Origin of the sequence: Streptomyces sp. NPDC048504, assembly GCF_043200035.1 — a bacterium.
In the GTDB taxonomy this organism is placed as follows: Bacteria; Actinomycetota; Actinomycetes; order Streptomycetales; family Streptomycetaceae; genus Streptomyces.
The window spans coordinates 78,009-92,041 of record NZ_JBICXA010000005.1; the positions used below are offsets into that span (position 1 = coordinate 78,009).

At 70.2% G+C, this 14,033-nt stretch carries 22 protein-coding genes and 1 pseudogene; 3 read left to right on the forward strand and 20 right to left on the reverse strand.

Going from position 1 to position 14,033, the window contains the following annotated elements; translation table 11 throughout:
* Nucleotides 1-48: 48 nt before the first annotated feature.
* The 17 genes from ACGFY9_RS14120 to ACGFY9_RS14200 all read right to left on the reverse strand — a co-directional run bounded on the left by ACGFY9_RS14120 (nt 49) and on the right by ACGFY9_RS14200 (nt 9,215).
* Complete coding sequence (locus ACGFY9_RS14120) at nt 49-213, reverse strand: hypothetical protein (RefSeq protein WP_393753987.1); 165 nt, start codon at nt 211-213, stop codon at nt 49-51.
* Entirely contained in the window at nt 210-782 is a 573-nt protein-coding gene (locus ACGFY9_RS14125) for a WhiB family transcriptional regulator (protein ID WP_393753988.1), read from the reverse strand. The genes ACGFY9_RS14120 and ACGFY9_RS14125 overlap by 4 nt, the downstream gene beginning before the upstream one ends.
* Nucleotides 779-1,819, reverse strand: coding sequence for a DNA cytosine methyltransferase (locus tag ACGFY9_RS14130; RefSeq protein ID WP_393753989.1), 1,041 nt, complete (start codon nt 1,817-1,819; stop codon nt 779-781). The genes ACGFY9_RS14125 and ACGFY9_RS14130 overlap by 4 nt, the downstream gene beginning before the upstream one ends.
* Entirely contained in the window at nt 1,816-2,439 is a 624-nt protein-coding gene (locus tag ACGFY9_RS14135; protein WP_393753990.1) for a hypothetical protein, read from the reverse strand. The genes ACGFY9_RS14130 and ACGFY9_RS14135 overlap by 4 nt, the downstream gene beginning before the upstream one ends.
* Complete coding sequence (locus tag ACGFY9_RS14140) at nt 2,436-2,753, reverse strand: hypothetical protein (protein WP_393753991.1); 318 nt, start codon at nt 2,751-2,753, stop codon at nt 2,436-2,438. Before ACGFY9_RS14140 ends, ACGFY9_RS14135 begins: the two co-directional genes overlap by 4 nt.
* Complete coding sequence (locus ACGFY9_RS14145) at nt 2,750-3,040, reverse strand: hypothetical protein (RefSeq protein WP_393753992.1); 291 nt, start codon at nt 3,038-3,040, stop codon at nt 2,750-2,752. Before ACGFY9_RS14145 ends, ACGFY9_RS14140 begins: the two co-directional genes overlap by 4 nt.
* On the reverse strand, nt 3,037-3,321 hold the full coding sequence (locus ACGFY9_RS14150) for a hypothetical protein (RefSeq protein WP_393753993.1): 285 nt from the start codon (nt 3,319-3,321) through the stop codon (nt 3,037-3,039). Before ACGFY9_RS14150 ends, ACGFY9_RS14145 begins: the two co-directional genes overlap by 4 nt.
* A complete protein-coding gene (locus ACGFY9_RS14155; protein WP_393753994.1) occupies nt 3,318-4,157 on the reverse strand; it encodes an exonuclease domain-containing protein in 840 nt (279 codons plus the stop codon). Before ACGFY9_RS14155 ends, ACGFY9_RS14150 begins: the two co-directional genes overlap by 4 nt.
* A complete protein-coding gene (locus ACGFY9_RS14160) occupies nt 4,154-4,972 on the reverse strand; it encodes an ERF family protein (RefSeq protein WP_393753995.1) in 819 nt (272 codons plus the stop codon). The genes ACGFY9_RS14155 and ACGFY9_RS14160 overlap by 4 nt, the downstream gene beginning before the upstream one ends.
* Nucleotides 4,969-6,015 (reverse strand): YqaJ viral recombinase family protein, encoded by a 1,047-nt coding sequence (locus ACGFY9_RS14165; protein WP_393753996.1) that lies wholly within the window; start codon nt 6,013-6,015, stop codon nt 4,969-4,971. The genes ACGFY9_RS14160 and ACGFY9_RS14165 overlap by 4 nt, the downstream gene beginning before the upstream one ends.
* Complete coding sequence (locus tag ACGFY9_RS14170) at nt 6,012-6,245, reverse strand: hypothetical protein (RefSeq protein ID WP_393753997.1); 234 nt, start codon at nt 6,243-6,245, stop codon at nt 6,012-6,014. Before ACGFY9_RS14170 ends, ACGFY9_RS14165 begins: the two co-directional genes overlap by 4 nt.
* The gene (locus ACGFY9_RS14175) at nt 6,245-6,619 is read right to left on the reverse strand and encodes a hypothetical protein (protein ID WP_393753998.1); all 375 of its coding nucleotides are present in this window, start codon (nt 6,617-6,619) and stop codon (nt 6,245-6,247) included. Before ACGFY9_RS14175 ends, ACGFY9_RS14170 begins: the two co-directional genes overlap by 1 nt.
* Entirely contained in the window at nt 6,616-7,116 is a 501-nt protein-coding gene (locus tag ACGFY9_RS14180) for a hypothetical protein (protein WP_393753999.1), read from the reverse strand. The genes ACGFY9_RS14175 and ACGFY9_RS14180 overlap by 4 nt, the downstream gene beginning before the upstream one ends.
* A complete protein-coding gene (locus ACGFY9_RS14185; protein WP_393754000.1) occupies nt 7,113-7,358 on the reverse strand; it encodes a hypothetical protein in 246 nt (81 codons plus the stop codon). The genes ACGFY9_RS14180 and ACGFY9_RS14185 overlap by 4 nt, the downstream gene beginning before the upstream one ends.
* Nucleotides 7,358-8,314 carry a hypothetical protein gene (locus tag ACGFY9_RS14190; protein WP_393754001.1) on the reverse strand — a complete coding sequence of 319 codons (957 nt, stop codon included), beginning with the start codon at nt 8,312-8,314 and terminating at the stop codon, nt 7,358-7,360. Before ACGFY9_RS14190 ends, ACGFY9_RS14185 begins: the two co-directional genes overlap by 1 nt.
* Nucleotides 8,311-8,676 (reverse strand): hypothetical protein, encoded by a 366-nt coding sequence (locus tag ACGFY9_RS14195; RefSeq protein WP_393754002.1) that lies wholly within the window; start codon nt 8,674-8,676, stop codon nt 8,311-8,313. The genes ACGFY9_RS14190 and ACGFY9_RS14195 overlap by 4 nt, the downstream gene beginning before the upstream one ends.
* Before the next feature lie 269 nt (nt 8,677-8,945).
* Nucleotides 8,946-9,215 carry a helix-turn-helix domain-containing protein gene (locus ACGFY9_RS14200; protein ID WP_393754003.1) on the reverse strand — a complete coding sequence of 90 codons (270 nt, stop codon included), beginning with the start codon at nt 9,213-9,215 and terminating at the stop codon, nt 8,946-8,948.
* A 288-nt stretch (nt 9,216-9,503) separates the two neighbouring features.
* Between ACGFY9_RS14200 and ACGFY9_RS14205 the strand changes: the two genes are divergently transcribed.
* From ACGFY9_RS14205 to ACGFY9_RS14215, 3 genes and pseudogenes are all read left to right on the forward strand, one after another.
* On the forward strand, nt 9,504-9,932 hold the full coding sequence (locus tag ACGFY9_RS14205; protein WP_393754004.1) for an XRE family transcriptional regulator: 429 nt from the start codon (nt 9,504-9,506) through the stop codon (nt 9,930-9,932).
* Between the two features lie 155 nt (nt 9,933-10,087).
* Nucleotides 10,088-10,315 carry a hypothetical protein gene (locus ACGFY9_RS14210; protein ID WP_393754005.1) on the forward strand — a complete coding sequence of 76 codons (228 nt, stop codon included), beginning with the start codon at nt 10,088-10,090 and terminating at the stop codon, nt 10,313-10,315.
* A 71-nt stretch (nt 10,316-10,386) separates the two neighbouring features.
* Nucleotides 10,387-10,617 (forward strand): annotated as a pseudogene (locus tag ACGFY9_RS14215) (pyridoxamine 5'-phosphate oxidase family protein); the annotation flags it as partial.
* Here the strand turns inward: ACGFY9_RS14215 and ACGFY9_RS14220 are convergent.
* From ACGFY9_RS14220 to rsgA, 3 genes are all read right to left on the reverse strand, one after another.
* Complete coding sequence (locus ACGFY9_RS14220; RefSeq protein ID WP_393754006.1) at nt 10,614-11,129, reverse strand: methylated-DNA--[protein]-cysteine S-methyltransferase; 516 nt, start codon at nt 11,127-11,129, stop codon at nt 10,614-10,616. The pseudogene ACGFY9_RS14215 and the gene ACGFY9_RS14220 sit on opposite strands and share 4 nt — an antisense overlap.
* The gene (locus tag ACGFY9_RS14225; protein ID WP_393754487.1) at nt 11,126-12,541 is read right to left on the reverse strand and encodes a DNA-3-methyladenine glycosylase 2 family protein; all 1,416 of its coding nucleotides are present in this window, start codon (nt 12,539-12,541) and stop codon (nt 11,126-11,128) included. Before ACGFY9_RS14225 ends, ACGFY9_RS14220 begins: the two co-directional genes overlap by 4 nt.
* Before the next feature lie 102 nt (nt 12,542-12,643).
* On the reverse strand, nt 12,644-13,735 hold the full coding sequence (gene rsgA / locus ACGFY9_RS14230; RefSeq protein WP_393754007.1) for a ribosome small subunit-dependent GTPase A: 1,092 nt from the start codon (nt 13,733-13,735) through the stop codon (nt 12,644-12,646).
* Nucleotides 13,736-14,033 lie beyond the last annotated feature (298 nt).

Sequence of the window (14,033 nt, forward strand, 5' to 3'; positions counted from 1 at the left end):
TTCTCCTGGGTTGGGTGCCCGGGCCAATTCGTGTGGCCCGGGCGCTTGTTACTGGCCGGTCAGGTGGGGTTTCGTGCCAGGCTCCGGACGACCCGCCAGCGCGGACGGGGTATGCAGCGGACAGACGACGCTGTTCACATGCCGGTGGACGTCCTTGTCGGACCCGCAGACCCGGCCCTCGGCACCGATCCAGTGCGCACAGCGGGCGCTCACGCCGACACCTGCTTCCGCCCGACAACAGCCCGCTCCCGCATCCGCTGATCCGTCAGACAGGCCTTCGCCACACAGCCCTCGACATCACAGACCCGCCGGACGTGGCCGATCGACTCGACGCCGTAGTGCGCCACCCACGCGAGCCGGTGGATCGTGTACGGGGTGCCGCGGACGTTGACCCACGCCCGCCGGTCGGTCCACAGGACGTGCCCGTCCGCCTGCGGTACGGCGTGATGCTGGTAGATCTCCCGCAGCAGCACCGCCGTGGACTCCAGCGCATCCGCCACCGCACGCGCCACGTTCCCGCCCGCCTTGCGGAGATACGCACCACGCTGCCGCGGCGTGAACCCGGCACGGATACCCCACTCGTCTTCCTCGACGTAGGCGTTGACAAGGCAGGCCGTGCGGGACGGGCAGCGGTTGCAGATGTCGCGGGCTTCCTTCACGGCGTTGGGGTCGCGTTCGCCGGCGTGGAACAGGTCGGGATCAACGTCCCGGGGGGCGCAGGCTGCGCGGGCCCGCCAGTCGGGTGCGCGCTCGGCGCCGGGGACTTGGCCGGTGTAGCTCACGCCGCCACCGCCAAGTGCTCGGCGGGCATCGGGACGCCCGTTGCCGCGGACAGGACGTGCGCGGCCAGCAGAGGCGGAAACGCATCCCCCACCTGGAGAGCCTGCTGCCCCTTGTTGCCCTGGAACGGATGACCGTCGGGGAAGGACTGGAGGCGCGCGGCTTCCGCAAGGCTGAGGTTGAGGTGGCCGCCGGCCTGCTTCCCTCCGACGTGCCCGACCGTGCCGGTCACGGTCGGCGCAGGCTTGCGCCAGGCCCAGTGCCCGGGATCGTCCATCGCCGCGCGCATCGCTGCCCGGGAGGTCGACGACCAGGGTTCGGCGCCGCCCGTCTCCGTGCCGCCGCCCGTCACCGTGGGCGCCGGCCGCTGGGTGTAGCCCCAGCCGAGGGTGTCCGCCATGGTGCGCCACGGCTTCAGGCGCAGACCGAACAGGCCATCACCGGGATGCTCGCAGTGAGTGGGCTCCGGCGCGGTGACGCTGCGGACGCGGGAGACGATCAGGACAGCGCGGCGGCGTGCCTGGCCGAGCCCGTAGTCCGCCGCGTTGAGGACACCAGTCCACACGCTGTAGCCCCAGCTGCGGAGGATCTGCGCGTACTGGCGCCACAGCGGGAGCACAGCGGGGACTTCCTCGAAGACGGCCCACTCCGGGCGCAGGTCGTACATCCACCGCATCGGTTCCGCGGCGAGGATCGACCGCGGGTCCTTGCATGCGGCCTTCAAACGGTCGCGGGTGTCGCGGCCGTGGGCGAGGTCCTGGACGGCCTGGTGGACGAGGGGCTGGTCGACGAGGCCGAGGCGCTTCCCGGACTGTGACCAGGCCTGGCACGGTGGCGTCCAGATGCCACCGGTGGTGCGGCCCTTGAACGGCACGGTCGGGTACTGGGAGATGTCGCAGAGGATGACGGTGTGCCCGGCCGCCTTGGCGGTGGCGTAGGCGTGTTCGTTCCGTTCGAGGCCGATTGCGGGGGCGGTGAGGCCGAGGATGCGCCGGCCTTCGTCTCCGCCGCCGGGGCCGTGGAATCCAGAGACGATCATCGGGCCACCGCCACGGTCTGCGTCGGCCACTGCACGCCATCGAGCGCACGCCGCTGCTGTGGCGGGACCTCGATGAGCGGGTAGCCCAGCCAGTCCAGGCCCATAGCCGCGAACACGGCAGCATCCGCCATGTCGTACCGGCCAGCACCCTCACACCAGATGCCGAGCTGCTCCACCACGAACGTGTGGACCATGCCCTTCGCGATCCGGGACCGCTTCTCCTGCGGATGATCCTTCGCCGGGTTCGCGACCCCTGTCGCGTAGATCGCCCGGTGATGCGGGTTGGCGACGGCGAAGGGGATGCCGCGGCGGTAGAGCTCGGTCGTGAGGACCCACCACAGGCCAGCCATCTGGTGGACGGACGATCCCTTTGCGCCGCGGGCGACGTCTTCGATGACGACGAGGTCTGCGGCCTTTGCCCGGTCGGCCACCTCGCGGCGGAGGTAGTCGATGCGGGCGTGGCCGGCGAGTCCGGGGTGGCGGATGGAGTCGGCCCAGTCTGCGCCGGCGATGCCGAGGCTGTTGAGGCTGGCATCGATGCCGATGACGAGGGGCCGCGGCCCGGCCGCCGTGGTGGCGGCCGGAGCCTGCGGGGTGAGGTCGAAGAGGGTGGTGGTCACTGGTCCCCCTGGTTGGTGCGGTCGTCGTTGATGGCCTGCTGAAGCCGCGCCCGCCCGACCTCGAAACCCAGGCCGTACGACGGGATCGAGTAGAGGAGTTCGAGGTCGTCCTGCTCCGCAAGGTCGGTGCCGGGACGCGTCTCGGAGGCGGCCCGGGCGGCCGGGGCGAAGCTGCCGCTGATCCGGCCCTCTTCGAGGACCCGGGCGCGCTCCTCCTCGCAGATGTTGTTGGCGCGCCGGATCTGCCAGCACGCGGCAGCCAGGCTGAACGCGAGGAGTGCGGCGACGATGGCGCCTGCGGTTGTTCCGCTCACGCCGCACCCCCGAGGAGATCCGGGTTCCGGCACTCCGTGCACAGCTCGCCACCCGTGTGCAGACGGATGTGGAGGGTGTCCCGGTCTTCGGCCGGGCAGTGGTCCTCGAACTGGTCGAGGGCCTCCACCGGCCGCAGCAACTCGCCGAACGGCTTCGGCTTCCCGCGGTGCCGGCCGTGCGGTGTCTCCACCGGCTCGATCCGGGTGAGCGCGCGGGCGATGTACGTCATACCGACCGCCATCACCATCACCGCGCCGGCGAGCGCGGCCTCGTAGTGGTGGATCACAGGTGGCTCCCTTCGAGCCGGGCCAGCTCCACGCGGAGGTTGATGCCGCGGGCTTCGAGGTGTTCGCGCAGCGCGATGGCGGCGGAGTGTGCGTCGGTGAGGGCGGTGTCGGGGTGGCCGCAGGCGACGATGTGCGCTGCGACCTCGTCCTTCAGGTCGGACAGCTCTCGCATAGCCCGACGTAGCGCGCCGATGTTGGCGAGGGCCTGCGCCTTGTACTCGTTGCGCTCCCCGACCAGCTGCTCGATACGGGCGGCGAGTTCCTTCCGGGAAGGCCTCATGCGGAGTCACCCGCCTCGACCAGACGCAGCGGCCACGAACCGTCAATCACCGCGTTCGGGTCGTGCTTGTCTCCCGACTTCGCCGCGTTCCGCAGCCACGACTGATAGGAGGCAGCGGACGCCGCAGCCCATCCGATCTGGCGCCGGTGCAACTCCTCGACGTCCACGAACGCCAGGTCGTTAAATCGGTCGTACGGGCCGCGCCGGTTCCGCAACTGCTGCACCCAATCGGGCCGATCCTCCGGCCGCGTGTGCGCGATCGCGCCGATCCGGTACGCCACCCGCGCCGACTGCAACGCGTCGTACTCCGCGCCGTGCGCAGCCTCCTCATCCCATGGCAGGCCGTACGTTTCCGCGCTGGTCCGCATCTGGTACGGGCCCTGCTTCTCCGACACGCGCCGCCGGTACGGGGCGGCGTGCTTGTCGAGGACGAGGGTGTCCACAACCCGGGTGAGGGGCTGGCGGCAGATCCCTTCGAGGCTGTCGCCGAGGTGGCGGCGGCACTCGCGGTCCAACAGGTTGAGGTCGTAGCCGCCGATGTTGTGCCCGACCAGCGGGACGCCCGCGGCGACGACTTCGGCGATGGCCTTCGCGATCTCGCCGACGCCCTGCTCTGCGGGCATGCCGTGTTCGGCGGCGTACTCGTCGGTGATGCCGTGCACCTTGATGGCTTCGGGCTCCATCGGGATGCCGGGCGAGAGCAGCCAGGTGCGGGCGTCGACGCTGCGGCCGACGCCGCCGAGGATGAGGGCGCAGGTGACGATGCGTGCGGTCTCGGGGTCCTTGTCGGAGGCCTCGAAGTCGAGGGCGGCCATGTGCTCCAGGTGCCAGCTCACGCGCCACCGCCCGTGCGCTCGCCGTAGATGCGGCGGCCGAGAGAGTCGAGCGTCTCCTGCTCGTCGTTCTCGTTGGCGACCTTCGTGTTGAGCATCCGCAGGTTGCCCAGCTCGTAGCCGATCTGCTGGAGTCGCCCCTGCGACGTCTTCTTGTCGAGGATCTCGTCGCGGTACGACTCCGCCGACCGCGGCGGCGCCTCGATACCGCGCTCGATCCGGTCCGCGTCCGGGTCGCGGTCGCCGGTCGGGATGAGCCCGCTGTTCAGGAGCAGGTTCCGCAGGGCGACTGTCTGTGCCTTCGTCGTCGCCTTGTCGGAGGTGTCGAGGGCCTCGCCTGCGGTCTGGAGCACGAGCACGTCGCCGGTCGGGCCCATGATGTGCCAGGTCACGGTGACCGAGCACTCGCGCATTGTGCCGCCGGACTTGGTGGGTTTCGTGCCGTAGGTCGTCTCGGTCCTGACCGGGAGGACGTTCACGCCGTGCTTGAGGGTGACCGGGCCGAAGTACTGGACGACGGTGTCCGTGCCGCGGAAGTTGTAGCGGGTGCCGCGCTCGTTGTACTCCTCGCCCTTGCCGATGGCGCGGATCTCGCGGCGGACCCGCAGCCACGCGATGTGGACGGGCACCATGTCCGGGTCGTCGTCGCCGGGCTCGTAGTCGGCCATCGGGTCCGGCGCCGGGGTGAGGTCCTCGGCGCCCGATGTCTCGGAGACTTCGGCGAAGGTGCCCGGTTCGACCTCGGCTACGGTGCGGCCTGCGGCGGTGGTGTAGGTGCGGCCAGCTGCGGCGGCGGCCCGCTCAGCGATCGTGCTCATGCGTTGTGCTCCTCACGGACTGAGCGGGGAATGTTCAGCTGGTAGTGGGTGCGGTCCTCGACGCAGTCCGCGTACGCGTCCGGCCAGCGCTCGGCCAGCCGGGACAGGTCGGCGGCCCGCTTGGTGCGCTCGTCGAGGGACACATGCACGCGGTCCAGGACGGTGGCCGCCTCGGCTCCGGCGAGCCCGGCGAGGATGCGGGCCTTCGCCGCCTTCTTCCGCTTCTCTGCGGCGGCGTAGACCTCGTGCGCGTCGAGGTACTCCTCGACCGCCTCCTGCGTGTCGATGTCCCGGGTGATGTCGACGACCCCGGCACGGTCCGGGTGGAGCCGGCCGTACAGGTCGAGGAGGACATCAGGGTCTGCGTCGTGCGCGAGGACCGGCGCCCGGCGGGTCTGGATCTGCTCCCACGCCCGCTCGCCCGCCGCCCGCAGGTCGTCGATCAACTGAGCGTGGTCCCGGGTGCGGATCACGTACTGCCGGTAGTCGTTCCCGCCGATCAGCACGGCGGCGTGGACGTGGTCGAAGCCGCACACGTCGGCCTGCCACAGCGTTTGCACGAGGACGTCGTCCGCGACACCGGCCCGGAACTGGGAGGCCTTCATCTTGTCGCGGCATTTGATCTCGACGGCGCAGCGTTCGTCGGCGTCGGCGAGCGGGCACTTCAGGACGCGGCGGTCGAGGGTGCACATCTGCCAGGGGCGTTCGGTGTTGGCGACGAGGCCGACCCGTCGTACGACGGAGCGGTTGCGGCGGGCCCACTCGCGGGCGACCGTCTCCTCGAACGCGCGCCCCCACAGGGCCGGTTCGGAGTCGTCGGACTCGAGAGGGAGGCCGCCGGTCTTGTCGTGCCAGACGGACAACGCGTTGCCGTAGCGGCTGATGCCGAGGATCGCGGCGACGTCGCTGGAGCCGAGTCCGTCGCGGCGAGCGGTGAGCCAGTTGGCGCGGTCGGCGTCGGCGGGGAGGATGAGGCGGCCGGTCGGTGTGACCCGGCGGCCGGCGGCCGGGGCGCTCGCCCCGGCCTCCGTCGTGGTACTCACGGGCGGGAGTCCTCTCGGATCGTGGGGTGGTACACGCGGCGGCCGTCGATGTCGACGGCGGTGAGGAGCCCGGCTCGGGTCAGGCCTCGGAGGTCTTTGCGTGCCGTGTTCCGGCCGTACGACTCCCAGGTACCGGCGAGCATCTGCGCGGCGAGCTGGGTGGTGAGGGGTCGTCCGTGGTCGTGTATGGCGGCGAGGAGGAGACGGCGGCGGGTGGTGAACTCCGGCATCAGGCACCTGCCTGGCGCTGTGCCGGGATCACCACAGCCGGAGCCGGAACCCCAGCCGCAAGACGAGCAGCCAGAGCCGCCAACGCCTTGCCCCGGAACGGGACCTCGTGCCCGACGCGCTCGGCGAGCTGCTCCATCAGCAGCTTCTCCGGCTCCCACCCGTCGTGCTCACGGGCCGTGGCCCGGTCGGCGGCCAACTCCAGGAACAGGGCGAGGAGTTCCTCGTCGTCCGCGATCGTGGTGACCACGTACGTGAAGTAGTCCTCGAAGTCCAGCAGCAGGCCGTCGGGAAGGCGCCGGGTGTAGATCGGCATCGGGTCGGTGATGACGGGACGGCAGAACAGGCGGTGGATGGCCAGGCGGATGCGGTTCATCGGGCAACCTCCGTCACCTTGGTCATGGGGCCGAAGTCGCGGATGATGAGCGCCGCGCACTCGCAGTGGCGGACGATGTTCGGGCCCGTCTCCGGGGTCTCCTCGTCACCCCGCTTGACGTGCTGGAACTCCTTGATCCCGCCGAGGAACCGCCACGTGTCGCCGTGCCGGTCGAGGTACTCGCCGTTGTCCAGCAGCTCCTCGTCGTCGTCGAGGATGTGGCCCTTGGAGTTCAGGTAGACGCCCTCGTCGCAGCCCGGCTCGTCGGTGACGTCCGTCCAGGCGCCGCCGCTCCACTCGCCGTGCGTCCGGGGGTTCGGCGCCCAGAGCCACGTGCCATCAGCGGCGCGACGGCGCCCGTGCCAGCCGTAGGCGCGAGGCTTCCCCGTCTCCGGGTCGGTGGTGACCTCGGTGCAGTAGAAGCGGAACTGCTCGCGACCGCCGGGCAAGCCAGCGCGGCCCGCATATACGTGGTGGGTCTCGAAGAAGCTGGTCATGCCATGGCCCCCTTCGGGGTGGTCGTGAGGAGGAGGAAGAGAGCGACAGCGTCGAGGAGCGCGTCACGCGGCACGGCGAACGCGGTGCCAGCACCAGCCCGCAGCCACTGCCACAGCGCGGTGAAGTCCGCGTCCAGCAGCAGGAAGAACGGCACCAGGGAGCCCGAGAACAAGGCCACCGCGAGACACACAGCGGACGCAGGGGTCAGCCCGGCGAGGAGGTCGACGATCTCGGGCGGCATCAGGCACCGCCCGACTTGGCCAGCGACGCGGGCATGGGCACGATGCTGTGTCCGTCAGCGACCGGAGACGCGTGGTTCCACCAGCCCTGATTGCTCAGCTTTGCTTCCACCCAGCGCACGGGCTCTCCGCACGTGCGGCAGACCATGGCGCTTCGGGCCCGCAGTGCCTGCACGGCGTCGTCGAGGGCCTCGTTCGTGGTGTGCCGCTCCGACTCCAACTCGGCGATACGACGCTTCAGCTCGGCGGTGTCGACGATGTACTTCCGCTCGACCTCGTCAACCCGGTCCCGCCACTCGGCCTGCTCGGCATCCGCGACGACGATCGCCGCGTCCGCCTCCTCCAGCCACGAGGCCCCGTCGTCGCACGCCTCCCACACAAACGCGCCGTTCACGAACTCGTACAGCGCCTTCGCATACCGGTCCCGACGACCCGCGTCGTGCATCACGTCGACGGCCAGCCGAGCGGCACGGCGCGCCAACATCCGCGCCTTCACCTGCTCGTCGGTCGGCCGCTCCCACGAGTGCATCCCCACATCGCCGATGTACCGGCGACCGTGCGAACGCTTCACCTCGCCGCAGTGCGCACAGCCGAACGGCTCCGACACCCGCTCCCGCATCAAGTCCCGCTCGCGGTTGGCCCGATGGACGTCACGGACCGCGTCAGCGTGCAGCCCCTGAAGACGCGCAACGTCCTGCCGCAGCTTCTCCTCGAAGTCCCGAGGCGCAGGCGGCCACGGAGGCACGTGCACGCCCACCGGCATCGGCAGCACATCCGCCGACCCAGCAATCCCATGCGCCGCCAACTCCGCCAACGTCGCCATCAGATACTCCGGGCAGCTGCACGACCCGGTCACCGCGTACAGCCCACGACCATCAGCCGTCACCGCACGCCGCTGCCAGACAGCACCATCCTTCGTGTTCACGACCAGCGGGTCGTGAGTCGTCGGGGCGCTCATGCCGCCACCGCCGAGACAACCTCGCACGGCACCCAGCCCGACTCAGGCACCGGCACCGTCACCAACACTCGGCAGCCCACGTAGCCCTCGTCCGCGCCAGCCACGGTGGACAGCGTCCACACCGTCACGCCGTGCGTCGTGGCGAGCCTGCTGACGGTGCCGCCCTTCTCGTCCAGCCATGCGGCCAGCACACCGATGTCCGCAGAGGTGACACGCACCGCGTCCGCATCGGCCTGGTGCTCGGCCGACGGAAGGCCAAGGACGTTGACGGTGACCTCGTAGTCGAGCTCGTTCCGCTCACGGGCGTCCTGCTGCTCGCGGAACGTCAGCTCCGGAGCGGGGGTCTGGAATGATGTGGCCATCGAGGCCTCTCTTTCTGGATTGAGTGGGGTCGCCGATCAGGGACCGTCATCCGGGCTAGGGGGCGGTCCTTCGGCGTTGATGGGTCAGGCAGCTTCAGCAGCCGGCGGGATGTCCTTCGCGAACCGGACCGACGCGAACAGCCCCCGGAGAAACTCGATCTGCTCCGGCCGAAGCGGAGGAGCCGCAGCCGCGTTCCGACGAGACGCCGCGACAGCAGCAGGACCGAGACGACGCTCGACCTCCGCGCGGTCGAACAGCGGGCCCGCGCTCATACGGCAACCGCGAGGTGCTCAGGCTCGGCGGGGGCCGGGTTAGCGCGGCCGGTGGGAATCCAGAGGACGAGGAGGTCGACTCCAAGCCGTTTGGCAATTGCCTTGGCCTCGTCTTCGCCGGCGGTTTCGCGCTCTCCGGTACGCAGGTGACCGATCTTGCTGGGGTGGCATCCGGCGGCGTCGGCGAGGTCGCGGACGCTGACTTCGCGGCCGTCTCCGGTCCTCTCCATGAGCTGACGCAGGAGGTCAGGGCTGACGAGGACCATGGGGTTTTGCTGGGGGCGCACTTATTCACCTCCGTAGACGCTTTGTGCGTTTCCGTGAACAAGACCGACAGTACACACCCGTAGACATCTTGTCTACGCAGACGCACAGTGCATCAAAATTCGGTCATCACACCCCGTGGGGATGGCGCGCACCGGGTGTTCGCGTAGACACTTCGTGCGGGCGCGTGAACGGTTGCGTTGCCTGACCTGCTATTTACGCAATGATCAATAGGCGTAACGTAGACATCAGGCGCCACATAGGGGACCGGAGAGGGCAGAATGCACGCCATGACCGACCAGACGCAGCGGAGCGACTTCACCGACCTTGTGCGGGATCGGCGCGCTGAGTTGGGCATCAGCCTCCGCGACCTCGAAGAACGCTCCATCGACCCCGGACCGCCGCCAACTCAGGCGAAGTTCGGCTGGCTCAGCAAGGTCGAGCGCGGCAAGCCCATCGACACTCCACCCCTGCCGCTGCTGCGAGCCCTCAGCATCGGCCTGCGTCTGCCTCTGCCGGTCCTTCAGGAGGCGGTCGCCTCACAGTTCCTCGGGATGACCGCGCCGGTGTGGAGTCACGACCGGTCGACGCGGATTCTCGCGGCGCGCATCGAGGAGATGACCGCCGAGGAGCGCCGGCAACTGGCCGAGATCGCGGAGACCTTTGCCCGGAGGCGTGCGCTGCGTAGCGAGGATGGAGAGGGCAAGTCGGGCGAATAGTACGACTTTCCATAACCCTGCGATTCACTCTGGTCACACCCTGATCGGTATGGCAGGGTCGGTGATCCGCCTGGGGGGCGCAAACGGATCACTCCACACCTGCGCTCGAACGTCAGATCGAGCGCCCGCGTGGTTGTACCTGGGGAGGCAATGCGATGGCGGACGAGCGGAACACGGAGCCCGAGCACCGAGCAGAATTCAAGATGGAACTGCGCGACACCCTGCCAGGCGACCGCGCGGTCATCGGGGTGGAACAGGAGGGCGAGTTCATGTGGCTCGCCTCCAAGAAGCACCTCACCCAACAGGCCGTCGACGAGTTCACGGAGCAGCTCTCGCGGATCGTGAACGAGGGCTGGTGGGTACAGAACTGGCCCGCCAGGTAGGCCGAACCACAGACCACCAAAGCCCGCAGGCCTCTGACCTGCGGGCTTAATGGTGTCCTAAAACATTCTTCGGGACGACCAAGAAATGGCGCAACCTGCGGAAGAACCCGAAGGTCGCGCTGGTCGTGGACGACATCGTCAGCGTCCGGCCCTGGAAGGTAAGGGGCATCGACATCCGCGGCGAGGCGGAACTCCTGGTCGGGCCGCACGAGTTGGGCCCGCACATGAGCGAGGAAGTGATCCGTATCCATCCCCGGCGGATCCACAGCTGGGGCCTGGAGACGGAACCGGGAACGGACTAGCTCAGCCCCAACGCGTCCTCCAGGGTGAGGAGTTGGACCTTGCGTTCGAGCCCGCCCGCATACCCCGTCATCGACCCGTCCGCGCCGATCACCCGATGGCAGGGCCGGACAACCAGCAACGGATTGGCGCCGATCGCCCCTCCCACGGCCCGAACAGCCGCCCGGGACGCGCCGATCCGTGCGGCGATCTCGCCGTACGTCGTCGTCGCGCCGTACGGGACGGAGTCGAGGGCGGTCCAGACTCGCTCGCGGAAGTCGGTGCCGGAGGTGCGGAACTCCAGCTGGAATTCCTTGAGTTCACCGGCGAAGTAGGCGGCGAGCTGTTCGCCTGCGGCGCGGAAGGGGCCGGGGTCCTGACGCCACTCCGGCTGGACGGTACGGCCGCCCTTCTGGCCGGGTACGGAGAGGGAGGTGAGTGCGCCGAACTCATCGGCGGTGAGGAGGAGTTGGCCCAGGGGGCTGTCGAAACTCGTCCAGCGGGTGACCGTCCGACCGGTCGTCGGGACGGTCATCGTGACTCCAACTCCCCTGCCGTGCGCAGGTGTTGTAGGTGCTGTACGGCGTACGAACGCCAGGGGCGCCAGGCATCCGGAATCTCGATGCCGGGCGGTGCCACGTCGGGGTCGCCGAGGGCGCGGGCGCGGATGACGGCGACGGTCGCGGCGTCCATGCCGGGCAGCGCGAGCAGGGCCTCCTCCGCGTCGTCCCGGTCGACGCCGGCGTCGAGTATTACGGTGCCGTCGGCCAGGGCGGTGGCGAGGGCGGTCAGGGGTTCGCCGGGGGCGGCGTCCACCAGCGCGGACGGCTCGGGGAAGAGATGGGTGAGGCCGCCGGACGGGGCGTCCAGTGTCTTGCCGTGGCGCCGCACCAGCCGCTCGGCCTCCGACCGCCCGGCCAGGGCCCGTACGGCGAGTTCCTCAGGGTCCGCGGTGCCCGGTGAGCGCAGGCCGGGCCGGGCGGCGACGAGTGGGGCGAGCCGGGGATCGGCGCCGAGCCGTTCGTCGACGGCGTACGGGTCGGCGTCGAGGTCGAAGAGCCGCCGTAGGCGCTGGACGGCGGTGGTCAGGTCGCGGTGGTCGGTGAGGTGCAGACGGGCGTCGAGCCAGCCGCCGGGGTGGGCGGGGGGCGCGGTCCTGAGGGCGCCGGGTCGTTCGTCGACGGCGACGATTCCGGTGCCGTAGGGAAGGCGGAGGGTGCGCCGGTAGGTGCGGCGGCCGGGGATACCGGTGATCTCCTCGATGCCGGGGACGGCCTCGCGTGCGAGCAGGTCGAAGACGGCGGCGGACTGGTACGGGCCGCGATGGGCGAGCCGCAGCGGAATTCCCGCGGACGGTCCGGTCCCCTTCGCCGGCGCCTTGGCCGCGTGGGGCGTCCTGGCCGTCCGCAGCTCGCTCGGGGTCGACGCGTACACGGCGCGGATCGTGTCGTTGAACTGGCGGACACTGGCGAACCCGGCGGCGAACGCGATCTCCGTGATCGGCAGATCGGTGGTCTGCACCAACACCCGTGCGGTGTGCGCCCGTTGGGCCCGGGCGAGGGCGACCGGCCCGGCGCCGAGTTCGGCGGTGAGCTGCCGCTGGACCTGCCGTGCGCTGTAGCCGAGCCGCACGGCGAGCCCGGCGACGCCCTCGCGGTCCACGACGCCGTCGCCGATCAGCCGCATGGCCCGGCCCACGACGTCGGCGCGCGCGTTCCACTCGGCCGACCCCGGCACGGCGTCCGGACGGCACCGCCGGCAGGCCCGGAACCCCGAGCCCTGCGCGGCGGCGGCGGTTGCGAAGAACCGCACGTTGCGCCGCTTCGGCGTCACGGCCGGACAACTGGGCCGGCAGTAGATCCCGGTCGTGGCGACCCCGAAGAAGAACTCCCCGTCGAACCGGGCATCCCGGCTCCGCACGGCTTCGTACCTGGTGTCTTCGTCCATCACGCTGTCCAGTCTCCGCCATCCCCGGGGGTGGGGCTGGCGGAAATCGGACGGGGTGTTGACGCGGCACCGGGCTGGGTGGAGCACCGGCCGGCGGCGTGGCTAGGCCCAGCGGCCGCGCTTCGCCTCCATCGCCGCCTTCCCCTCCGCCCCCTTCCGCTTCCAGTCGCGGCGCAGTTCGGCGCGGGCGTGGGCGTCGGTCTTGGCGACGATCCACTGGTTCTCGCGCATGAGCTTGCGGTAACTGTCGAGCCGGCGTTCGGGAAGGTCACCGGAGTCGAGGGCGGCGAGCACCGCGCAACCAGGTTCGGCGGTGTGGGCGCAGTCGTGGAAGCGGCACCGCCCGGCCAGTTCCTCGATCTCGGCGAACACCTGCCCGACCCCGGTCTGCGCGTCCCACAGCCCGACACCACGCAGCCCCGGCGTGTCGATCAGCACCCCACCACCCGGCAGGGCGAGCAGGTTGCGCGTGGTGGTCGTATGACGGCCCTTGCCGTCGACGTCACGGGTCGCCTGGACGTCCATCACGTCCTCGCCGATCAGCGCGTTCGCGAGCGTCGACTTGCCCGCGCCGGACTGCCCGAGCAGTACGGACGTACCGCCGGCGGCGACCGCGGCGAGGACATCGATCCCGTCCCCGGTGGCAGCGCTGACAGCCAGCACCGGCACGCCCGGCGCCGTCGTCTCGACGTCCTGGACGAGATACGACAACGTCACCGCGTCCGGCACCAGATCGGCCTTGGTCAGCACGACCACGGGCCGGGCACCGGACTCCCACGCGAGCGCGAGGAACCGTTCGATCCGGCCGAGGTCGAGATCCCCGGTCAGCGGTACGGCCACGATCGCGTGGTCGACGTTGGCCGCGAGGATCTGCCCCTCGGACCGCTTGGAGGAGGTGGAGCGCACGAAGGCGGTACGGCGCGGCAGATACGTCCGTACGTACCGCGGATTGCCGGCGGGTTCGACGGCGACCCAGTCGCCCGTGCACACGACGCGCAGCGGGTCGTTCGGGGTAACGAACGCGGTGTCGGCGCGCAGCGTGCCGTCGGCGGTGACGACGTCGCACTGCCCCCGGTCGACCCGGACGACCCGGCCGGCCAGCAGTCCTTCGGCGTCGTAACGGGCGAACTCGTCCGCCCACGCGTCGTCCCAGCCGTAGCGGGCGAGCGCGAGAAAAGCAGAGCTGGAAGTCAAGGGAGACCCTTCACAAGGGCGGCCCCGGCGCGCGCACTCGGGCGCGGTGGAAGAGGAAGGTCAGCCGGTGGCCACGGAGGTGGACTTGATGCACTTCTGAGGGCGGGCAGAGCCCATCACAGAGACAGCCATCGGTCACACCTCCCACACCACACGCTCGCGTCACCTACGACGACCCGGGGTCGCCGCTCCAACGGGACCGAGCTTAAAAGGTGCGCGGGGTGCGACGCCACCGAATTAACGCGAGCCCATGAAGCGCCCGCTGTACGTGTCCCCTACCCATTGATCTCGGCCGGCA